The organism is Companilactobacillus versmoldensis DSM 14857 = KCTC 3814 (genome assembly GCF_001434295.1).
In the GTDB taxonomy this organism is placed as follows: domain Bacteria; phylum Bacillota; class Bacilli; order Lactobacillales; family Lactobacillaceae; genus Companilactobacillus; species Companilactobacillus versmoldensis.
The window spans coordinates 1-22,851 of record NZ_AZFA01000007.1 but is presented as its reverse complement, the minus strand read 5'-3'; the positions used below and the strand labels follow the sequence as shown (position 1 = coordinate 22,851).

Annotated in this window: 20 protein-coding genes; 13 read left to right on the top strand and 7 right to left on the bottom strand. The window is 38.5% G+C overall.

What is annotated here, in order from left to right; all coding sequences use genetic code 11:
• From cydB to thiD, 4 genes are all read right to left on the bottom strand, one after another.
• A complete protein-coding gene (gene cydB / locus FC27_RS04990) occupies positions 1 to 1,020 on the bottom strand; it encodes a cytochrome d ubiquinol oxidase subunit II (protein WP_029508256.1) in 1,020 nt (339 codons plus the stop codon).
• Entirely contained in the window at positions 1,017 to 2,480 is a 1,464-nt protein-coding gene (locus FC27_RS04985) for a cytochrome ubiquinol oxidase subunit I (protein ID WP_010625489.1), read from the bottom strand. The genes cydB and FC27_RS04985 overlap by 4 nt, the downstream gene beginning before the upstream one ends.
• A 583-nt stretch (positions 2,481 to 3,063) precedes the next feature.
• Positions 3,064 to 3,474 (bottom strand): hypothetical protein, encoded by a 411-nt coding sequence (locus FC27_RS04975; protein ID WP_010625488.1) that lies wholly within the window; start codon positions 3,472 to 3,474, stop codon positions 3,064 to 3,066.
• 28 nt (positions 3,475 to 3,502) lie between these two features.
• Positions 3,503 to 4,312 (bottom strand): bifunctional hydroxymethylpyrimidine kinase/phosphomethylpyrimidine kinase, encoded by an 810-nt coding sequence (gene thiD, locus FC27_RS04970; RefSeq protein ID WP_010625487.1) that lies wholly within the window; start codon positions 4,310 to 4,312, stop codon positions 3,503 to 3,505.
• A gap of 576 nt (positions 4,313 to 4,888) precedes the next feature.
• On the opposite strand from thiD, the gene FC27_RS04965 reads away from it, so the two are divergent.
• Entirely contained in the window at positions 4,889 to 8,716 is a 3,828-nt protein-coding gene (locus FC27_RS04965; protein WP_010625486.1) for an amylopullulanase, read from the top strand.
• Positions 8,717 to 8,854: 138 nt separating this feature from the next.
• Here FC27_RS04965 and FC27_RS04960 read toward each other — a convergent pair whose 3' ends face one another.
• A complete protein-coding gene (locus FC27_RS04960; RefSeq protein WP_010625485.1) occupies positions 8,855 to 9,538 on the bottom strand; it encodes a DUF975 family protein in 684 nt (227 codons plus the stop codon).
• 150 nt (positions 9,539 to 9,688) lie between these two features.
• On the opposite strand from FC27_RS04960, the gene proC reads away from it, so the two are divergent.
• From proC to FC27_RS04945, 3 genes are all read left to right on the top strand, one after another.
• A complete protein-coding gene (gene proC / locus FC27_RS04955; protein ID WP_010625484.1) occupies positions 9,689 to 10,459 on the top strand; it encodes a pyrroline-5-carboxylate reductase in 771 nt (256 codons plus the stop codon).
• Between the two features lie 98 nt (positions 10,460 to 10,557).
• Positions 10,558 to 11,160: a hypothetical protein gene (locus tag FC27_RS04950; RefSeq protein WP_010625483.1), complete on the top strand. Its 603-nt coding sequence runs from the start codon at positions 10,558 to 10,560 to the stop codon at positions 11,158 to 11,160.
• 72 nt (positions 11,161 to 11,232) lie between these two features.
• On the top strand, positions 11,233 to 11,826 hold the full coding sequence (locus tag FC27_RS04945) for an ECF transporter S component (RefSeq protein ID WP_420805451.1): 594 nt from the start codon (positions 11,233 to 11,235) through the stop codon (positions 11,824 to 11,826).
• A gap of 88 nt (positions 11,827 to 11,914) precedes the next feature.
• On the opposite strand, the gene FC27_RS04940 is transcribed toward FC27_RS04945, so the two are convergent.
• A complete protein-coding gene (locus FC27_RS04940) occupies positions 11,915 to 12,586 on the bottom strand; it encodes a type 1 glutamine amidotransferase (protein ID WP_010625481.1) in 672 nt (223 codons plus the stop codon).
• 56 nt (positions 12,587 to 12,642) lie between these two features.
• Between FC27_RS04940 and FC27_RS04935 the strand changes: the two genes are divergently transcribed.
• Together FC27_RS04935 and FC27_RS04930 are read left to right on the top strand one after the other, a co-directional pair.
• Positions 12,643 to 13,956 (top strand): C1 family peptidase, encoded by a 1,314-nt coding sequence (locus tag FC27_RS04935; RefSeq protein ID WP_010625480.1) that lies wholly within the window; start codon positions 12,643 to 12,645, stop codon positions 13,954 to 13,956.
• Positions 13,957 to 14,127: 171 nt separating this feature from the next.
• Positions 14,128 to 14,619 (top strand): hypothetical protein, encoded by a 492-nt coding sequence (locus FC27_RS04930; protein WP_010625479.1) that lies wholly within the window; start codon positions 14,128 to 14,130, stop codon positions 14,617 to 14,619.
• Positions 14,620 to 14,664: 45 nt separating this feature from the next.
• On the opposite strand, the gene FC27_RS04925 is transcribed toward FC27_RS04930, so the two are convergent.
• Positions 14,665 to 16,950 (bottom strand): LPXTG cell wall anchor domain-containing protein, encoded by a 2,286-nt coding sequence (locus FC27_RS04925; RefSeq protein WP_040521412.1) that lies wholly within the window; start codon positions 16,948 to 16,950, stop codon positions 14,665 to 14,667.
• A gap of 468 nt (positions 16,951 to 17,418) precedes the next feature.
• Here FC27_RS04925 and rsmG point away from each other — a divergent pair, with 468 nt between their 5' ends.
• The 7 genes from rsmG to FC27_RS04890 are packed head-to-tail and all read left to right on the top strand — an operon-like array spanning position 17,419 to position 22,806.
• Entirely contained in the window at positions 17,419 to 18,147 is a 729-nt protein-coding gene (gene rsmG, locus FC27_RS04920; RefSeq protein WP_056938075.1) for a 16S rRNA (guanine(527)-N(7))-methyltransferase RsmG, read from the top strand.
• Between the two features lie 12 nt (positions 18,148 to 18,159).
• Positions 18,160 to 19,026: a ParB/RepB/Spo0J family partition protein gene (locus FC27_RS04915; RefSeq protein ID WP_010625475.1), complete on the top strand. Its 867-nt coding sequence runs from the start codon at positions 18,160 to 18,162 to the stop codon at positions 19,024 to 19,026.
• 10 nt (positions 19,027 to 19,036) lie between these two features.
• Positions 19,037 to 19,813 (top strand): ParA family protein, encoded by a 777-nt coding sequence (locus tag FC27_RS04910; RefSeq protein WP_010625474.1) that lies wholly within the window; start codon positions 19,037 to 19,039, stop codon positions 19,811 to 19,813.
• Complete coding sequence (locus tag FC27_RS04905; protein ID WP_010625473.1) at positions 19,794 to 20,666, top strand: ParB/RepB/Spo0J family partition protein; 873 nt, start codon at positions 19,794 to 19,796, stop codon at positions 20,664 to 20,666. Before FC27_RS04910 ends, FC27_RS04905 begins: the two co-directional genes overlap by 20 nt.
• A 9-nt stretch (positions 20,667 to 20,675) precedes the next feature.
• Entirely contained in the window at positions 20,676 to 20,942 is a 267-nt protein-coding gene (locus FC27_RS04900) for a DUF951 domain-containing protein (protein WP_029508253.1), read from the top strand.
• Positions 20,942 to 22,045, top strand: coding sequence for a redox-regulated ATPase YchF (ychF, locus tag FC27_RS04895; protein ID WP_010625471.1), 1,104 nt, complete (start codon positions 20,942 to 20,944; stop codon positions 22,043 to 22,045). Before FC27_RS04900 ends, ychF begins: the two co-directional genes overlap by 1 nt.
• Positions 22,046 to 22,059: 14 nt before the next feature.
• Positions 22,060 to 22,806 carry a DUF1129 family protein gene (locus FC27_RS04890; RefSeq protein ID WP_010625470.1) on the top strand — a complete coding sequence of 249 codons (747 nt, stop codon included), beginning with the start codon at positions 22,060 to 22,062 and terminating at the stop codon, positions 22,804 to 22,806.
• The last annotated feature ends 45 nt before the right edge of the window (positions 22,807 to 22,851 follow it).

The window sequence follows — 22,851 nt, the reverse complement described above, 5'->3', positions numbered from 1 at the left end:
TTAATATTTCACCGTATTATCCTTAGGATTTATTTTCTTGGTGAATAGAGTATATGACCAAATAAAGTAAATCAATACGATAGGTACTAAGATACATGCGACAATTGTCATAACTGTCAATGTATATTGTGAGTTAGCGGCGTTCTTAATCAGAATGTCGTTACCACCAGTTGTACTGATCATGACACGTGGGAACATACCATTGAAGATTAGTACGATGACTGCACTTAATGATAATCCACTTCCTACGAAGCTCCAGCCTGCTCTATCCTTTAGGACTCCATAGTAACCCAAGACTGAGAATAATACAATTAGCAGTGTGATAATCAGTGATGAGACAAACTTCTTAGTAAAGAAGTCTGTTTGGAAAATTACTAATAGAGCGAAAACAACTTCACCGGCAAACAAGATAGGATAAAGAATCTTGTTCATGTTACGAGCACGGTCTGGTAAATCACCAGACATTCTCAAACGAATGAAGTTCAAACCATGGACCAATGATAGAAGTACACCAGCAACACCACCAACAAGTGAGAGCCAGTTAACAACATCGAAGAAGCCAAGTCCAATAGCATCACCGTTGGCATTCAAAGGAATACCTTGGATCATGCTTGTAAGCATCATAACCAATAGGAATGGTGCAAAGAAACTACCACAGAAGAATAACCAGAGCCAGAAGTTCTTGCCAGCTTTTGTAGTTGCGTGTTTCGTAAATTCAAATGAAACACCACGGATAATCAAAGCGGTTAATACTAACATTAATAGGTAATAATAAGCTGAGAACAATGATGCGTACCAAAGTGGTAATGATGCGAACATTGCACCACCAGCTGTAACTAACCAAGTTTCGTTACCATCCCAGTGAGGTCCAATTGACGATTGGATAGCAATTCGTTCTTCTTGATCGTGTGCGATCAAACGTGTTGCCATACCAACACCGAAATCAAATCCTTCTAGGAAGACGAAGATGGCGAATAAAAGACCAATTATACAAAACCATAATATTGAGAGTGTCATTATTTACCAAATGCCTCCTTTGCAAAAGGATCTACGTTTTGCTTAGAATCCTTTTCTTCGAAATAAGGGCCTTGATGTAATGTTTGTCTGCTGTACCAAACCATGACACCACCAAGGAAGGCAAATAGTAAGAAGTAAAGGATGTTACTAAATAGCAAGCTTCCGATGGTCGATGATGGAGATACGGCTTGAGAAATTGTAAATAATCCATAAACGATCCAAGGATAACGACCAAATTCTGTTACGAACCAGCCGGCTGAATTACCAATGAATGGAATCCAAATACCGATACCCAAGCAATAAAGTAACCATTTCTTGTTTTCGATAGTATCCTTGCTCTTTCTGGAGAACAATAAACCAAGGAAATCAAATAATAGAACTAAGAATGCTACTGCGGTCATTATTCTGAAACTCCAGAACAATGTCTTTGCAGGTGGATAAAAGTCTAGTTCAGAACCCATTTGAGTACCGAACTTCTTGTTACCATACTCGTTATTGAGTTCCTTGTTGATTTGATTCATACCTTTAACGGCACCTGAACCCTTGTGGTATGTTAACAAACTCAATACCTTAGGGATCTCAACTTGATGTGATGCCTTGTGACCCTTAGCATCGATTGTCTCAATGACAGTCCATGGAGCAGGGTCTTTAGTATTTTGATAAATACCTTCAGTTGCAGCGAATTTCATTGGTTGATCTTTGATCATTTGTTGTGTTTGGAAATCACCAGCAAAGATAGTCAAGATGGAGCCAATTAAACCGACCCAAAGGCCATATCTTAATGAAGTCTTGAAGAAGTGATTCTCACCGTTCTTCTTACGAAGTAATCCGTAAGCACTCATACCTGCAATGACAACACCAGCTGTCATAATAGCAGCGATGATCAAGTGAGGGAAGACTCTCCATAGTTGTGGGTTAGCAACCACGTCACCAAAGCTTGTTAACTTGATACGTGTACGTCCACCCATAACGGCGATCGTGAAACCTGTTGGATGTTGCATGAAACTGTTAGCAGCTAAAATCCAAATGGCTGATAACATAGTACCGATTGATGTCATCCAAATCATAAATGCATGCCAACCTGGACTGAATCTATCCCAAGTAAACATCCAAATACCAATGAAGACAGATTCGATAAAGAATGCTAGTAATGCTTCGATAGCTAATGGTGCACCGAAGACATCACCCATGAATCTAGAATACTCTGACCAATTCATACCGAATTGGAACTCTTGAATAAGACCTGTAACAATACCCACGGCGAAACTAAGTAAGAAGATCTTTCCCCAGAACTTAGCCATGTCGCGGTAAACCTTGTCTTTCTTGACTGCGTAAATTGTTTCCATGATAGCTACAACAAAACCCATTCCGATTGAAAACGGAACAAAGAAGAAATGGAACACGGTAGTCATAGCAAATTGGAAACGAGCCAATCCGACGATGGTTAATCCTATACCGAACATATATATAACCTCCTCATCAAAATTTATAGATATACATCTATAACTACGTTTATCATATGATTAATTAATTAAATAATCAATAGCGATAAATGATTTATCACGATATAAAGAACGATAAAAAAAAGCAAGCCTGAAAGGGCTTGCATTAATGCTTGCTACGACGGCTTTTTGACGGATCGTAGCGAAGATGTTTATTTGAAATTTTTTTTGAAGAATTATTTAAATTTTCGCTGGCTCGACCATTTTCTGGACGATTCTGGCCAGTTTGGTAATTTGAATAACTACTATTAATAGAAGAATTTGGCTGATCATACTGATTGTTAGCTTGCTGACTATTGTTAAATTGCGGATTATTTGGATAATAGCCATTATCATTTTGGCTACCTGAATTTCCGTAGCGATTATTGTCAGGTACATAATTATTAGCTGGTTGATTTTGTCTCCGACTGGTTTGAGATCGTTGACCGGTTACTGGTCTCTGATTGTTGTATTGATCAGGTTGGTAGTTATTACCGGTGTATTGGTTATTCTGATTATTATTGTAGTTATTGTTCGAGCTCTGTTGATAATAGTTATTTGGATTTTACCGTTGTCTTGTTGGCTCATTATCCTCAGGTTCTTCAGGAATTGGGTTGATGATCAAATCAACGATACTAGTGATCAAGACGATTGCTCCAATAATGATGCCTAGCCAAGCCCAGAATTTGAGATAACTAGTATCTGGGAACCCCGAATTGATAATGCCGAAGACGGCACCAATAATGAGAATCAGTAAACTGATGATATCAGGGACTAAACTGTAAGTCCGATTAGTAAAAAGATAAATAGCTCCCGTAACGATATAAGCAATCGCTAGTAAAGTTCCTGCTGCACCAGCAACCGGACCATTACCAATCAATGCGGTCACAAAGCCTTGAAAACCAGTTTTGATCATTAAGATGATTGCCAGAATGAATAGTAAGGTCCCTGCAGAAATTTTAGTAATTCTTACCATATGAAGAAGGCCTCCATTCGTTTTTCTTCTATTGTATATCATCTTTGATGAAATGATTAATCGGTCCATATTTATGTCCCACATCAATCACATTTTTAATAGCGTTATAAGTGAATGTCTTAGCAGTTCTAATAGCAGATTCTAGATCATTGCCCTTGGCAACTTCAGCAACAATAGCTGATGATAATGTGTCACCAGTACCATTGATATGATCGGTTTTAACATAAGGCTCTGAGATCCAAAACGATTGTCCGTCCTCTAACAAAACAAAATCTTCAACTTCAGAAATCGAATCATCGCTGTGTTCGCCCTTGATCATAATGTTCTTTGGTCCTAATTCTTGCAGTTTATGAGCTGCTCGAACAATTTCTTCGCGATCATGTAAATCTGATCCAGATAACTTCTTAGCTTCGTAGAAATTAGGAGTGATGATATCAGCTAGCGGGAATAGTTTGTCGATCAAAGTTTGGTAAGCATCTTCTTCGAGTAACATTGCACCGTGTTTAGTAATGATAACTGGATCTAAAACAAAGAAACCAAAGGGATGGTCTTTAATAGCGTCAGCAACAGTATTGATGGTTGCAGAATCTGAGAGCATTCCCGTCTTGAAGGCGGAAACTTTAAAATCATCCTTAATATCCTTGATCTGGCTGTCGATAAATTTAGGTGTCATAACAGTAGCGTCATGAATACCATATGAATTACCAGCTACTGCGGCTGTCAAAACTGACATCCCATAAACTCCACGTGCCATAAAAGTTTTTAAATCTGCTTGTGCACCGGCACTTCCGTCGGAATCGGAACCGGCAATAGTTAATACTTGTGTAAATTCGTTCAAAACAAAGACCCCCTTAAAATTCGATTAATTAAATACTACCAGTCTGAGGGGTAATGTGGTACTTATTTACATCACTTTGTCTAAAAATAATAAATAAATTTTAATATAATGAATTTTATTTTAAAGGTTTGAAAATCCTTTTATATCAAGATTATCAGTGAATTAAAATTTTATTTTCGATAAATAATTTGTTAAAGATGAAAATCAATGTGAAAGTCATTAATCAACTGATTGATGCTAGGAAAATTTGAAAGCGGTTGTCCGACAAAAGGTGCCGTTCGATTGTTAGCAAACTACGCAGGGAGAAATTCTGAAATTATTTCACAATCTTTGCGTCAAATATGACAAAATGAGACAAATTATTAAAAGCGTCTTTAACCGTTGGCTAACAAAATGTTGAATTAATAGGCTTTTTGATTTATCAAATTATCAAGATAATGTAATGTTTCTTTAATATTTTTGAAATTAAATTGTGAAATAAGTTGAAATCTTTAAACAGAATGCATTATATTTATCGCAGATATAATATTTATTATATCCATTCACAAAAAATAATTATGAGGGGGGAGAAACGGTATGTCATTGCTAAAAAAAGCCGTCGTTACTTTTTCAGCATTAGCATTAGCTGGACCAATCGTTGCCAACGGAGCTGCCGGGGTAGTTTCCGCTGCTGCAACATCAGCCAATGTGAAAACTGAAAATGTTACTCAGTCTAATGCAAAAATCAAGACACCACTGAGAAATGCCGATAGCATTTTCAATCTTGGACTTGAAAAGCAGAAGAACGGTTATGTATTTGTAGCAAACATTGTCGCTTCAGGTAACAATGTCATTCAAAAAGGCGATCAACTTGTTGTTAACTTCAACAAGGAAAACGTTGACTTGGATAACAGTTCCATTGTTAATGCAGATGGCGCTTTACCATATACGGTAAAGAAGAATCCCGACAAGGGAACAGTTACATTTACTTTTAACAAGGATGTTGATAGTGGTAATTATCAAACAGCTGTAGGGTTAGCCACTAAGAATGTTTATACAACAACATCTGTTAAAGCAAACTTCCAAGGATCTCCGGTTACTGTTAACAATAACCAGATCACTTCGAAGTGGCAGAGTCAACAATCGTTAGCTAGCTCAAATGGTACAACCACAACAACTAGCCAACAAACAACCAATGGTAATACATACGGAAATACCTATGGAAACAGTTATGACGATTCTTATGGTAATTCTTACGGTAATACTTATGGCAATGCCTATGACAACCAAGGTACATCTAGTTATGGTCAAAACGCTATGACACAATCAGCTGCAACTAGTTCAGCAACAACAACTAGCTCAGCTTCAACGTCATACAATACAACTAGCTATACTACTTACCAACAAGCAACAAATAGTTATACAACACAGAATGGCTCAACTGCCCAAGCTGGTGAAAATAATACTTATCAACCAACTTACAAGGAAGCTGAAAAAGCCATTATGGGTCGGACTACAATCAGCGTAACTGGTGAAATTTCTAATAATACAGAAACAGCCGCCAACCAAACTGATACAGGCAACGATTCATCAACCGCAACAAGTAACAAAGCAACAACAAATAATAATTCATCAAGTGGAACTGTAAATAGTGCACTTCCAGATGAATCTACAACTGGAGCATCAACATCAAATTCAGCTAATACTGCAAACACAGAAAATTCTGCAAACACAGCTAATACTGCAAACACAGCTAATACTGCTAACACGGAAAATTCTGCAAACACAGCTAATACTGCAAACACAGAAAATTCTGTAAACACAGCTAATACTGCCAATACGGAAAATTCTGCTAATAACTCAGCTACAACTGATGAAGATAATGAAGCTACACAAGCAGATACAACTGGTAACAATGCAACTCAAACAGCTACAACTGATGATAGTCAACAAACAACGGCAACTGAACAACCTGTTAAATCGACAAATTCTGGTAACGATACAGGTGTTCAGACACAAGCTGGGACAAACGCTTCAAATGTAATTCAAACACCAGATGGGAAGGCATCAGATCCGGCAGCTACTCTTAATGAAGTATTGAAGAATAACGATACCGATCCTAATAATGCAGATAACACTGGTGACACAACTTCTTACCAAAAGAATAGTACCTTTGAAATGGTAAGAAAAGATATCGATAATAAAGCTCCAACAGCAACCGCTGAGGAGCAAGCTGAAATAGTCAAGGTTATGCCTTGGATTTGGTCCAACGCTGCTAATGCAGCTAGTCAAGATCAAGTCTTCAATTACGCAACACGCCTTTCAACTGGTAGAACTGCTTATACCACAATTAATGGTGTAGCAGATGCTAACAGTACCGATGTACTTCAACAACAAATGCCAGGTTTATTAAAAGCCTTTGGTGAAAATATTGCTGATGATGCATTCGATAAGGCCATGGATATTGATACTTTACTAGATTCACAACTTTATCAAGATTATTTAGCAGGAAAGTATACAACTACTGATAATAAGCTTGATGCATCGGATGCATGGTCAGCTATGAAAGATCACATTACGATCACGAAAGTTGATTCCAACACCGATACAACCGGAGCACAAAAGATTGACAAGAGATATTACAATGCTAAGACTACGTTGGATAATCTAGCATCAGAAGCTCTTGCTAAGAAGAACGCTGAAGAAGCAGATTCATTAGTAATAAATAAAGATGAATCAGCTAATAAGGCTGATGATTCAGCCACAACTGAAACTGAAGATACTACTAATGCAACTGGTTCAAAGCTGTTCTCACAAATTCAAAGTGACATCAACAACAAGATGGGTGATGCCTCAACAGATGAAAAAGCAGAAATCCTTGGTTCAATGCCAGGAATTTTACACGACATCTCAAAGAAGACATCTTCATCCGATAAGACTGGTATGATTGCCAAATATCTCCAAGATACAACTGATGGAAATTCATATTTAATCACATTAGATACGAACCCTATCACTGGTAGCTCAGATAAATATTTAGCAAACTTACCACAAGTCTTTAGAGCATTTGGTGACAGTTTGAAGAATGGTGACTTTGATAAAGCCATCTCTACAGAAATCATGCAAGGTTCTCAAATTTACCAAGATTACAAAGATGGTAAATATGTACCTGATGCCTTAGTTACTAAGAAGACGGTCGATAACAAGGATGATTTGTTTGGCGCCATCATTCTTGCCATGATCGCATGTCCAGTATTGCTTTTGGCAATGCCAGTCGTAACAATTTTGACATCACCAATTTGGGTTCCACTTGCAATCGCAACATGGGGTATTGTATTTGCAATTACTGCCTTACCAATCGGATTTATCTATACGGTCCTTGGTGCCTTGATTCTTCCATCATTAGTCGTATTCCCAATCATGTTGGTAGTTTCATTAGTAACTGCACCTATCTTGTTAATTGCTAACTTAATTCCAATTATCAACTTAATTACAATCCCATTAACAATCATTAATTTAGCACTTACATTTATTCCTGGATTTATTGTTCTATCATTTATTCCTATGCTATTACTTGCTGCTGGTATCGTTCTAGCAGGCATCGCAATTCCAATCGTTATGACAATCGGTCTTGTAGTTGCACAAGTAATTGCCGGAATTATTTCAATAATTACAGGTGGATTAATCGCAATGCTAGTTCCTATTACAGCATTACTTGGATTAGTTATTGCCGCCTTCGCAGTCTTGACTGTCGTAGCCGGTGGATTCGCAGGTGTCATTGGACTTGGCTTAATTGCCGGTCTTGCAGTTGTCTTACTTGGTTACCTTGCCTTTAACTTCGCAGGTATCCTCGCAGGTCTAGCTACATTCTTGATTCTATTAGTATTAATACCTCAATTCTTAGTACTTAACTTCTTGAAGTGGTTCATTGGATTTGGATTTATGGCATTGATCTTTACTGATCTTGCTATCCCTAGTCTCGAGTTAGCTGTAGCAATCGGTGGATTAATGATGCTATTCTTCGTTCCTGGTCTATTGATAGCCTTATCATGGCCATTCTGGATGGGTCTAGTTCTACAAATCTCGATTCCTATCGTTGAAATTGCAGCCTTGATCGCATTACCATTCTCATTCATTCCACTATTTGGATGGATTGCTGATGCTATCGTCGGTGTAATCATCTTGATTCAAGCTATTGCTCTTGATATCGCCATTACTGCTCCAATTGTTATCGGAGTTCTAATGATGACAGTAGGTATTATCGGATTCGATATTGCCGCTGCCGCAGCAGCAGTTCTTGAGCTTATCAAGAAGAAGAAAGTCGCTGAAAGAATTCATGTAAATATTGATCCAAGTTGGCGTCTAAAGATTCGCCAAGTTGGTTTCTGGACCAAGAGTGATCCTTTAGCAACAGCTTTGGCTTAATGTTTCATAGCTAAAGAACATCGCAACAAAATAAAAGAAGTAGTCGAAAATCAGACATGGTTTTCGACTACTTTTTTGTATCTAGAAAAAAGCCGACCTTTTGAGGTCGACTGTTTGTGGCGTTATGAAATGGTAATATTAAATAACTTGCGACTGACTATCAACTAAATTTCGGTAAAAATTGGCCATCGTCATACGATAATAGGGGATCAACCAAATGAAACCAATCCCGAAAGTGATCACTGCTAAGATGAACCAGCCAATAAAACTAAGATTCAAAATGAAATAATCCATTTTATGACCATTCATCAACTTCCGACTTTGCGTAATATAGTCGATCAAAGAATAGTCCTTCGCTTTACCTTGGTCAGACAAATCCTTATAGATGAAATACATTTGTGAGTAGGAAAGTGATTTGATTATCCCTGGGATGATCAATAGTAATGACCATAAAAAGACTAAGATCGTCGAAATAATATCGATCCCAATGATCCGGTACCAGTCTGGATTCTTGAATAGTTGAAAACTACTGCTGATTGGTTTGAACTGTAATGTAGGTTCTCGGAGCCAATCTAAAGCACGAAAATTAGCTGAAAGACCAATTAGTATGGTAATGAAACTAATAATAAGTGAAATGATCTCACTAGAGAAAATGTTTTGGTTGGCTAAATTAGGCATCAAGTTGCTTGCTGAGTTGTATGAACCTGTCAAAAATAGCAGAATTAAAATAAATAAATACAGTAGGATAGCCTTACCCCAGTTACCACGAAGAACAGTTTTAACTTCCTGTTTCAATTGTGAACGCGTTTTGTTGTTTATCATTGAATACCCCCCTTTATGAAGACAGGATACAGAAGGTGCCAAAAAAGCCAAGTATTTTTTCGTTATTTGCACTGTCACATAACGACTTAAAGAATATAATAAATTATGACATAACGTTTTATGATAATTATTTTAAAGGGAGTGGAAAACATGATAGGATTTATCGGTGCAGGAAATATCGGTGGAGCTGTAATCACCGGTTTAGTGCGGAACGGATTTGATAATGATCAAATCGTCGTTAAAGGTGGAAAGTCAAACACAACTAAGGATCTCCAATCTCAATTAGGATTTAAAATGGTCCCTAAGATCAAGCAATTGACTGATCCAGAGGTAATATTCATCGCGGTCGGGGAAACTGCTTTGGATAGCGTTTTGAGTGAATTAAGTGCCGTTTCTGAGGGGAAATTGATCGTCACTTTCACAGGCGGAGCTACGATTCCACGCTTGAAGAAAAAATTAGGTTCAGACGCTAAAGTGGCAACAGCCATTCCTAATACACCAGTTAAAGTCGGAGCTGGTTTTACGGGTATCACTTATTCAGAAAATTTTGAACCAGCTGACAAGAAAAAGGTCGCTTCGATCCTTGGCTATACAGGTCAAATCGTTGAAGTTCCCAGTGAGCAGTTAGGTATCTTAGGAACCGTTGCTGGCTGCAGTCCGGCCTTTTTAGACTTATTTATTGAAGCTTTGAGTGACGCAGGGGTCAAACATGGATTGAACCGCAAATTAGCTTATGATGCAGCTATCGGGATGGCTATCGGTGCCAGCAAGCTTGCAAAACAATCAGATCTCAGTGTTCCAGAATTAAAAGATGAAGTAACTTCTCCAGGTGGTTCGACTATTCGGGGAGTCACTGCCTTAGAAGAAAATGGTTTTAGAAATGCGGTCATCAAGGCAGTTGATGCTGCTGAAGGCGAATAATATTAGTTTTAAATGATTTAACTCAAATGTCCAAAAGAGGGTGATTCATTTTGAATTGCTCTCTTTTTGTATAATTTTGTAAATAGGGAATGATTATTATGAGAAATGGGAAACATGTAAAAAAGAAAGAACATAAAGTTTACACATCAGCATTAGGGCTGCTGACAGTCTTCTTGCTGGGGTCGGCTTTTACCTCACCAATTGGCAGTAGTCAAAGCTCAATGACAAGCCATAACGACGTTATGACTAGAAAAGTGGCTAAGAGGACTTTGAGACAGTCTTTCAAAATGGAATCAAAGGCAGCTGAGCCACATAGGCAAGATCAAAAGGATGACTCAAATGTTAAAGTGGCGGCTCCAAAAACGGAAACCAAAACTGGTAATCAAGAAACTAGTAACTCTAACAAATCGGATGATTCAAGCGATTCAAGTGGCTATCTGTCCAAGATCAGTAGCATTTCACCATCAAAAGTAAAAGCTGCTGCAAACGATAAAACAGAGGCTGCACAATTGATTCAATCCCAAACTGGTATGAATCAAAGCCAATCACAACGGGCTGCCCAAGAATTATTTACTGATGATAAATACTCGGAGTTAAGGGAAGATCTTAGTAACAATAATTGGCTGGGTGCTTATCAACAATATCAAAAATTATCGAATGATGGCTCGTTGAAAGAACTCCAAGCAAGTCTGTCAAATTAATCTTTTGCTAACTATTTCGAAATACTGTAAACTGTTAGTAACTTTTTGCTAGCTAAGTAATAGTGAGGGAAAATTATGCAAAAGAGAAAAGCATATAAAACAGCCATTTTAGGGATATTAATGGCCATTATCTTCGTTCAGTCAATGGTGCCATTTTTAGGTTACATTCCAACAGGTTTCGTTAATGTCACGATTATTCATGTCACAGTTATCGTGGCGGCAATTGTCCTTGGACCAACAGATGGAGCAATCGTTGGATTAGTCTGGGGCATTGGTACGATTTTACGTGCTTTGACTAGTCCCACATCGATCATTGATACGACAGTTTTTACTAACCCAGTTGTTGCCGTTATTCCACGAGTCTTAGTCGGACTGTTTGCCGGATGGATCTATCTTTGGTTTAAAAAACACACTCAGAAGAAGTTGATCGGGATGGGTATTTCGGCTGCCATTGGTTCAATCACTAATACAGTTTTAGTATTAGTCTTGATGAGGTTGATGTACGCCAGTACACTGTCTCAGGCATATGCTGCTCAAACTTCAGCTTTGAATGCCATTCTATTAGGTATTGTTGGTATAAATGGTGTCCCCGAGTTGATTGCGGCTGTCATCATTGCACCGGCAATTTCGACAGCAATATTGAAAACAAATAAATTCTTGGAATAGAATAAGAAATCTCATTAAATAAAAGAGGCTTGACTCCCGTTGAACAGGGTCAAGCCTCTTTTATTGGATTGAATTGATTTAAGATAGCTTATTTAGCTGTAGCTAAACAATCTTGATGTGAATGAATGATCTTATTAGCGATAGCTTTAGCGATGTTTTCATTTTTCAAGATAGGTCCGTGTGAATATGAACCGATCGTGTTTTTGTAGCGCATACCTTCAGCTTTGTCTTCGGGATTATTGCCATAACCTTCGATCATTTTACCGAGTGGTTTTAATTTGTTCTTATCATCAAAATAAGTTCTACCACCGTGATTTTCAAAAGCACGGACAGTTCCCCATTCAGTTTGATATTCAGTATCGCCGATCATCCGATGATCTGCTTTGAAGATAGTATGCAAAGGCAAAATATCCAAGCATTGAATAGTCGTGCCATCGACCATCGTGTAATATTTGCCTAAGAATTGGTACCCACCACAGATACAAAGCATAGGCTTACTTGCTTCGATATAGTCTTTGATCGTATCACGATGACGTACTAAATCTTTAGCAACGACAGTTTGTTCAAAATCTTGGCCACCGCCAAAAAAGAGAAAGTCGTAATCAAAAGCATTGAAATCGGCACCCAAACTAATATTGTCAACTTGAGTATCATAACCTTGTTCTTTCAATAAAAATGCTAGTATTTTGACATCGCCACTGTCGCCATATGTATTCATTAAATCTTCGTATAAATATGCGATTTTAATTTTATCAGACATAATATTCTCCAAAAATAGCTAAAGTATTGTAACATTTAATCAATGAGGTGATTATTTTGACAAAAGAAATTACTAAAAACATTTTAGCAGATTTCCATGCCGACATGAAACAAGATGTTTCAAATAATGCATTACGAAACGTTGTCGCAGAGGTGGGTATCTATCAAGCTGCCAAAAATGTTGCAGCAAAAAGCAAGTTGAATCCTGCCTTCAATATTGAAGTACCAACTGGAAAAGTTTCTGATCAGAAGCGTTCCGGACGTTGCTGGCTCTTTTCTACTTTGAATAATTTGAGAACTGAGTTTGCTAGCCGTTATCAAGTTAAAGATTTTGAGTTATCAGAAAACTACTTATCATTTTATGATCGATTGGAAAAAGCCAACTACTTTTTCCAAAATATCGTGCAAACGGCTGATTTACCATTGAATGACCGGAAAGTGAATTTCTTATTCTCACAACCATCTGGAGATGGCGGTCAATGGCAATACAGTACTAATTTGATCAAAAAATATGGACTCGTACCACAATATGTGATGCCAGAAACAAAGACTTCCGAGAATACAGGGGAGTTCAATGCTACGCTCAACAATTTATTGAGAAAAGATGGGATGGAATTACGTCAACTCATCAAGGACAACAAACCTACAGATGAACGTGTTCAAGCTATGCTGACTGATATATATCGTATTTGCGTCTATTCATTTGGCCAACCACCAGTCGATTTTGAAATCTCTATTCGTGATGATAATGGCAAGATGATTGAAGAAGATCAGTTGACACCATTAGAATTTTTCAAAAATTATTTTGCGATCGACTTGGATGACTATGTCAGTATCATGAATTCCCCGCAGGATAGCAAGAAGTTCAATCAGCCTTATACGATTGATACGCAAGGAAATATTGTTGGCGGAGTCGCTGAGAAATTTCTGAATTTGCCGATTGAACGCTTGAAGGAATTATCGATTCAACAGCTGAAAGCTAACGATACTGTTTGGTTTGGCAATGATGTTGGCAATCAGTCAGAACGTAAGGAAGGTTTGCTATTTGGTGACCTTTATCAGTATGATCAATTGTTTGGCATCGATACGAAGATGACTAAGGGTGAGTCACTTGATACTGGAAATGCTTCTGTATCGCATGCGATGGTTTTTACTGGTGTCAATTTACGTGACCAAAAGCCTAATCGTTGGAAAGTTGAAAATTCCTGGGGTGAGGCTAATGGCGATAAAGGCTATTTCACGATGGATGATCAATGGTTTGAAGATAATGTTTACGAGGTCGTCATCAATAAGAAGTATTTAACGTCTGACGAATTAGCGGCTTATCAACAAGAACCTATTGTCTTACCTGCTTGGGATGCTATGGAATAGTGTAACGGCGTTATATAAAATAATTCAAATTGAGTAAACTAAAACTGTTAAATTCAAAATAATTTAACAGTTTTTTTGTATAAAATATTTAGTATGAAGATTGATTGTGATAGCTGATCAAGAAATATATAATTAAAGTCTACTTTAACTATTGAAAGATTGGGTGATAAAATGCATCGTGCAAAGGCTAAACATAAGGTACGTCGCTGGTGGATAGCTCTAATAATCATTGTAGTTATAACTTGTGGTATTTTATTTTTCACGCCGATCAATAATGCTTGGCGTAGTATTTCTGGCAATGATACGCCAACTGATTCAGTCATCAAAAATGAGTTAGTTAAGAAGATCAATGCTCGTAAGACTGGTGATCCAACACAGGATAAAAAGATTCAACAGGCAGCTGATCAGATGAAAAATACTAAGATGTCCACGGTTATTTCCGCTGCTAACAATGAAGACAAGGCAGCTCAATTGATTCAACAAACTTCATCATTATCTGCACCGGAAGCTCAAAAAGTTGCTCATGAAATATTTACGAATAGTAAATATACTCCGTTGCGTGCATCGCTAAGCAGCGGTAATTGGGTCCAAGTTTATCAACAATATCAAATACTTTCAAAAAATGGCTCGTTGAACGACTTAAAGTCGCTAGCTAACAATTAAATTTTCCATGAAAAATCCCGATCAATTCAAATGATCGGGATTTATTTAAATCATTTTTTTGATTTTTTTATAACACAGACCCAAAGTGGCCATTAAAGTTAAACCAAGAGCTGTAAGTGCCCGAGAAACTTGATTGCCTGTTTGTGGGAAAGCTGAAGCTGATTTTTCACTTGCAGGGAGAATTCCGCCTGATGATAATCTTGTTTCAGTTGCAATCTTCGATGGTGAATAACTGCCAGTTGTGTAGGTCGGACTTGCTTTTCCAGTCTGATAAGCTTCACGAGTTGATATCAATGCAGAATGACCTGCAGGGCTAACTGAGGTAGTCGAAATTGGAGCAGCTGATTTGGAAGCTGCCAGTGCAACTGTCTTAGCTTTAGTAGGAGCAGCTTTTACTGTACTTGGTGCAGAAGCAGTACTAGAAGCTGTGCTTTCTGAACTGCTAGGCCCTGATGAAGATGAGCCGGATCCAGAGCTACTTGAACCAGATGAACCACTGGTTGAACTGGTACTGGAACCAGTAGTCGAACTTGCGGCAACGGGAACATATTTTAAAATGATCATTCCGTCAGGAGTGATTTTTTCGTCTTCAGAAGCTAAAACTGGAGCAAACCCACGAACAGTGGGAGCTGGTATTTCTTCGGTTTCACCAACAAATCCAGAACCGTCAGGGATCGGTTCACCGATGTCAGCGCCAGTTGAATCGACTGGTTGAACCATCAAGTTGACTAAGTCTGGTTTATATTCAAAATGAATCGCTACAGTAGCGTAATCACTGAAGAATGTTCTGACGTCATAAGTCCCAGAACCTTCTGTGGTAGCTAAAAAGTCGGCGTAATTAGCATCAGAACCTGTGTAAGTCAACGTTTTGTCAGCTTGTCCGGAACGACTGTTCGAACCAGTCATCGTGACCCCAGCCAAAGTGTAGCCAGGAATGTCGATCCCACTAGTCGAAGGCAAATATGAGGCAGCATTGACTTCTGAAGCAGGCAAGCTAGCTCCAAAAGTAGTTGACGAGAAAGTCTTCAAAGTGTTGCCAGAGTCGTCAACAGCATCGATAGTAACGGACGGCATTGAAGCCTCGGTGTAGTAAAAAGTTTTATTGATGCTGCCGCTGGCAGGCCAAGCGACATATGCTAATGGCGTTGTATTGCCACTTTTGGCGGAATCTAATAAGTAATATCCGTCATCGAAAATATCACCGTCAGGTCCAAAATACGGTAGGTCGCTAGTATCAGTTTGTGGTGATGTTGATTGATCATCAGTGGTCAATCCAGCCGAGTCCATTACCGCCATAGCAGGTCTGAGACCGTCAGGTTCAAACGACCCACTAGGATTGTTAGCCAGATCCCAAGTATCAGTTTGGGTATAAATAGTCTTACCGGTAGTTTCATCAACAAAGGTGTAGGTGGTTGTGGCGGTCTTTAAAGCGAAGGTAACCGGGATGGTTACATCATCACTACCAATTTTGATCGTTTCCGTACCTGAGACTGAACTTGGATCCCAGAGAGTATATTGGCTCGAATTAGGAATATTGGCTAAGACTTTGGCAATCAAGTCTGGACTCCAATCAATAGTAGCTGTCGAATCGTTGTCAAAAGTACCTAATACAACCGCATCACCTAAAGGATTTCCGTCGACATCAACTGGACAAGCACTGATGGTACATGAATCATTTGTAGCTGGAGTCGTAGTTGAACCTGTCGATGTTGTCGAAGGAGAGGTTGCTGCTGGAGTACTAGAACTGGTGCTTGTAGCAGGGGCTGCTGGAGTAGCTGGACTTGTTGGAGCAGTGGCTGAACCAGGGGAACTGGTCGATGGAGATTCTGCTGAACCCGCAGGACTTGAAGCTACTGGTGAGCTTGAAGTAGCGCCCGTAGCAGGAGCTGGGGAACTTGCAGTGCCAGTTGAGATGGCTGGCGAAGTAGTGGTAGTTGAACTATCGCTTGTTGATGATGCTGATCCAGCGGGAGTTGGAGTTGTACTTGGAGTTTCGGGAGCACTTGCATCGGTAGCTGAACTTGAACTAGTAGTAGAGCTGGGACTGACCGTTGTAGCAGGCGTAGTTGTACTGTCTGAACTGGCTGCAGATGTTGTGACTAATGGTTTAGTCGTATCAGTGGTACTTGCTGTTTCAGTTTTTGTTGTGACTGGATCGACAGTTTCAGATGTCGTTGAAGATCCGGAGGCAGTCGTTGAATCAGCTTTGGCCATAGTTGGAACTAGTAGCAGAGATGCACTACTAAGGGCGATGGCGATTGCTAGGTCCTTGTATTTTACATTTCTTGCTAAGTGAGTGTGTCTGGAATTATTTGCTGGAATAACTTTCATAAGTAAAACCTTCGTTCGAAATGATTCTCCTATATAATCAATTTCGGGTTTTTGGTATATGGAGATACTAGTTCATGAATGTCCCAAAATAAATTTTAAAGGCAATTAGAATTAGGATATTCAATATTTAAAAAATTATGGAAACGATAAAATGACTTTTTAAAGCTGATTTGAAGGGAAATGCTCTTACTGTTCTGGAAATTATTCTTGTGGAAATTTTAACAAGCTATTTTGAAGTTATCTCTAAAATTATTTTCAACCAATGTGTTGAAGTGTTTTTGAAACGATTTGGGTTTGAAGAAAGTGTCAAAAAATACTAACATTATTAGGTTGAGTTTTTATAAAAGATGATGACAGTTTTTTTCCTGATATAATAGTAAAGAAAGATAACAAGTCATTGAATTAAACTGGTATTTAATATACGATAAATAGGTGTGAAACAAGATGTTTCACGGCTGGAGGAACTGAATGACACCGGAAGAATTTTACAAAGCGTTGGCTGAAAAAGGTATCGAATTGAACGATACCCAAAAAGGACAATTTGAAACGTATTTCAGCGAGTTAGTTGAGACTAATAAAGTGATGAATTTGACGTCGATCACTGAAAAGGACCAGGTATATTTGAAGCATTTTTATGATTCGTTGATCCTGGACTTTTTTGACGACCAATTGATCCACGGCAGTCTCTCAATTTGTGATGTCGGGTCTGGAGCAGGTTTCCCCTCGATCCCATTAAAAATCATCAATCCTGATCTACAAGTAACTATCATCGATTCATTGAATAAACGGATCAACTTTTTAAAGGGATTAGTCGAGAAATTAGACTTAGATAACGTTGACTTAGTGCATGGACGTGCGGAAGAATTGGGTCAAAATAAACAATATCGTGAGAAATTTGATTTGGTGACAGCTCGAGCTGTGGCGTCAATGACTGTTTTGACAGAATTGTGCCTGCCTTTTGCCCAAAAGGGTGGCCAATTTATTGCTATGAAAGCTGATAAGGCTGACGCTGAATTACAGGAAGCCAAATATGCAATTGGGTTATTGGGTGGAAAAGTCAGTCAACAAGAATCATTTGAGTTGCCAAATGAAGCTGGTTTGCGTAATTTGATTTTTGTAAGCAAAACTAAGGAAACACCTAAAAAGTATCCAAGGAAACCAGGTACACCGTCTCGAAAACCATTAGTAAAAAAGTAGGGGGTAAAGATTTTGGCATTTAAATCATCAGAAACAAACACTCAAAGTAGTGGGGATGCTACCAGAGGTCGTGTTATTAGAGTTAGTTTAGATAAAATTGTCCCTAATCGCTACCAACCTCGGACCGATTTCGATGAAAAAAGTATTACCGAATTGTCACAAACAATCAGTGAGCATGGGCTATTGCAACCAATGGTCGTTCGTTCATATGAAGATGGTAAGTACGAGATCATCGCAGGTGAGAGACGGTTTCGCGCACTCAAAAAATTAAATTGGAAAAAAGTCCCCGTCATCGTTAAAGAATTAAATGATGAAGAAACGGCTTCAATGGCTCTGATCGAAAACGTTCAACGGGAAAACTTGAATCCAGTCGAGGAAGCTCGAGCATATCGGAAAGTTTTAGATAGTGAGAAGATCACTCAACTAGAATTAGCCAACCGGCTAAGTAAGAGTCAATCGTATGTGGCTAATAAACTACGACTACTGACTTTGAGTGATAAGACTCAAACCGCTTTAGCCAATGAAGAGATAAGTACTCGTCACGGGCGGGAATTATTACGTGTCAGTGATCAAGATTTACAAGATAAGATCTTGGATAAGATTCAAAACGACAGTTTGAATGTTAAACAGACTAAAGCATTGGTTGACTCATATATGAAGAAGTCAGCTGAAAAAGATACTAAAAATAAAAAAACTGAGCACCAAGCTACTAAAGCCCAAAAACCAGAAGGATTTAATGTTAATTCTTCGATTGACGAAGTTAAAAGAAATATCGCTAAGATGAAAAAGAATGGTACTTCTGTTAGCTTTGTAGAAGATAAGAAAAAAGGATTTTATGAGATCGACATTCGCATTCACGATGACGATCTTGAGGAATAAGGGGAATAAGATGGCACGAAAAATATCCGTAGCAAATCAAAAAGGTGGTGTAGGTAAAACCACTACGACGATCAATTTGGGTGCATGTTTAACTAATATGGGCCAAAAAGTCTTGATCGTTGATGTTGATCCACAAGGTAATGCTACTAGTGGATTAGGTATCAAGAAAGCCAATGTATCTAAGGATGTTTACGACGTCTTAGTTAATGAATACCCATTAAAAGATACGATCATTCATTCCAAACATGATAGTTTAGATATCGTTCCAGCGACGATTCAATTAGCAGGTGCCGAAATGGAACTTACTTCAATGATGGCTCGTGAAACACGTCTGAAAGGTGGGGTCGACACAGTTGATGATCTTTATGACTTTATCTTGATCGACTGTCCACCTTCTTTGGGTCAATTATCGACCAACGCCTTTACTGCCAGTGATTCAATTTTGATCCCCGTTCAAAGTGAATATTATGCTTTGGAAGGATTGAGTCAATTATTGAATACTATCAGATTGGTGCAAAAGCACTTCAATTCTGATTTGGAAATTGAAGGGGTTCTTTTAACGATGCTCGACTCAAGAACTAATTTAGGTAAGCAAGTCGTTGATGAAGTTAAATCGTATTTTGGCGATCGAGTTTATGATTCGATCGTACCTAGAAATACTACTTTGGCCGAAGCTCCTAGTTATGGACTTCCTATCATCGATTTTGACGATCGTTCTCGTGGTGCAGAGGCTTACATCGCATTAGCCAAGGAGGTACTAAAGCGTAATGGCATCAAGCAAAAATAAAAAAGGCTTAGGAAAAGGAATCGATGCGATCTTTTCCGAATTCGAAGCTATCGATGAAAACAGTGAAACTGTAGTTGATATCAATTTAGATGAAATTAGACCTAATCCTTATCAACCAAGGAAAACTTTTGATGAACATGCATTAAATGAATTGGCTAGATCAATCGATCAAAACGGTGTCTTTCAACCGATCATTGTTCGTGAAAGTGTCAATGGTTTTGAGATCATTGCCGGTGAACGAAGATTTCGGGCTAGTAAGATTGCCAAAAAAGAGACTATCCCTGCTATTGTTCGCCCATTAAGCGAATCTGGCATGATGGAAATTGCCGTTTTGGAAAACTTACAGCGTGAAGATCTCACACCACTTGAAGAGGCTGACGCATATCAGACTTTGATCTCTAAATTAAATCTTACCCAAGAACAAGTTTCTCAAAGATTGGGCAAGAGTCGTCCATATATTGCTAATTATTTACGATTATTGAATCTTCCGGAATCGACTAAGCAATTGGTTCAGAGTGGTGCTTTGTCGATGGGACAAGCTCGGACTTTATTGAGTTTGAAGGACCAAGACCAGATCGAAAAGTTGGCTCAAAAAGCGGTCAATGAAGATTTGACTGTTCGTCAGTTGGAACAATTAGCGACTGATTCAAAGCATAATACTAAAAAGAAGAAGAAGGCTCCAAAGCCTAAATCACCTTTTGTTAAGGCTACTGAAGACCGATTAGTCGAGAAATTCGACACATCTGTGGCGGTCAAGACTGCTCGCAATGGTCATGGTAAATTGGAGATCGACTTTACTAATACTGATGATTTGAATCGGATCTTAGATATTTTAGGAATTAAATTAGATTAGAGGGAAAATATGTTCAATTTAGGAGATATCATAACTATGAAAAAGCCTCACGCTTGTGGGGTCAATCGTTGGGAGATCATTCGCCTAGGTGCTGATATTAAGATCAAATGCATGGGCTGTGGACATATTGTGATGATTCCCAGAGCCGAATTTAATAAGAAATTCAAGAAAGTTTTAACGCCTGCTGCGGATGTTGATACAGCGGAAGAAAAACTTTATTTACCACAAAATCAAATAATGAGACCAAATAAACTTGATCAACAGGAGGATTTATAATGGCTTTAACTGCCGGAATCGTAGGTTTGCCAAACGTCGGTAAATCAACATTATTTAATGCTATAACTAAGGCTGGTGCGGAAATGGCTAATTACCCATTTGCCACGATCGATCCAAACGTGGGTATGGTTGAAGTACCAGATAAAAGATTGTCACGGATCGACGAGCTGATCCCTGCTAAGAAAATCATTCATACAACTTTTGAATTTACCGATATTGCCGGTATCGTTAAGGGTGCTAGTAAGGGTGAAGGTTTAGGAAACAAATTCTTGGAAAATATTCGTCAAGTTGACGCTATCGTGCACGTTGTCCGTGCCTTTGATGACGACAACATTACTAGCGTTACTGGTACTGTCGATCCCCTTGATGATATTGAAACTATCAATTTGGAATTAGGCATTGCTGACCTTGATGCAATCAACAAACGTTTCTCAAAAGTTGAGAAGCAAGCTACAAGTGCCAAGGATAAGGATGCTATTGCTGAGTTGGCTGTTTTGAAAAAGATCAAGCCAGTTCTTGAAGAAGGCGGCGCTGTTCGCTCAATCGAATTTAACGAAGATGAACAAAAAATCGTTAAAGGCTTATTCTTGTTAACTTCAAAACCTGTTTTGTATGTTGCTAACATTGCTGAAGATGATATGTCAGATCCTGAAGCATCTAAATATTACAAGGTCATTGAAGACTACGCTAAGAAGGAAAATGCTCAAGTTATTGGCGTTTCAGCTAAGACTGAAGAAGAAATTGCTGAACTTGATGATGATGAAAGACAAGATTTCCTTGAAGCTGAAGGTGTTACAGAATCTGGACTTGATAAGTTGATCAAGGCTAGTTATAAATTATTAGGCTTGAGAACCTTCTTTACTGCTGGTGGCAAGGAAACTCGTGCCTGGACTTTCCATGAAGGGATGAAAGCACCACAAGTTGCTGGTATCATCCATTCTGACTTTGAACGTGGATTTATTCGTGCTGAAGTGATGGCTTTTGACGACCTAGATAAATTGGGCAGTGAACAAGCAGTCAAAGAAGCTGGAAAACTTGGACTGGAAGGTAAAGATTACGAAGTTCAAGACGGTGATATTATTGAATTTAGATTTAATGTTTAATTAGGGAGAAATCAATGGCTGACGACTTAAGAGAAAGAAATAAAAAAGCTGCCGAAAAGCAGAAGAAACATTCTGAAAAAGCAGAAAAACATCAAGAAATCGCTGAAAAGATCAATAGTGCTGATCCGAAAGAATTGCGGAAACAATTAAGTAATAAAAACGAAGAATATGTTTTTAAACTTAACAAATGGTTAGTTGATGATGACTTCACCGAAGCAGAGGCAGAGGAGTCGATCAACAATTTATTACCTGAAATTGTTTCGAATCAAATCAAGGGAATCCCAGCCAATCAACTGTATGGACCAGTTTCTAAAAAAGCTGGTGATATCGCACATCCAGTGAAACCTAAGAAAAAGACACCATTTTGGGCTTTGAGTATTGATACATCATTACTATTCTTTGCCTTGTTCAGTGTTCTTTACGGAGTTGTTGGTTTAACTAGTAAAAAAGCTAATCCACAAAACCAAACAGGTATCATTACTTTGATTTTGTTGGCTGCTATGTGGGGTGTCCTCCTAACTTGGTTCAACTTACAAATGAGAAAGCCTAAGGCTGAACGTCCGGGACTATTATTGACCATCGGTTATCTTGGTGCCGGGTTGATCATCATGTTCGTCTTCTTAGGACTGATGGAATTAGTGCCATCAAGTATCAATCCAGCTCTGAACGGAATTGTTTACTTAGTATTAGCTGTAGTTGCTTATGGTGGTCGCTTCTTATACAGACGTTTTATGGGTATCAAAACACGTGCCTTTATTTAAAAGAAGTTTCAAAAAGATTCAAGCAAAAAAGGCTCTAAGTCAAAT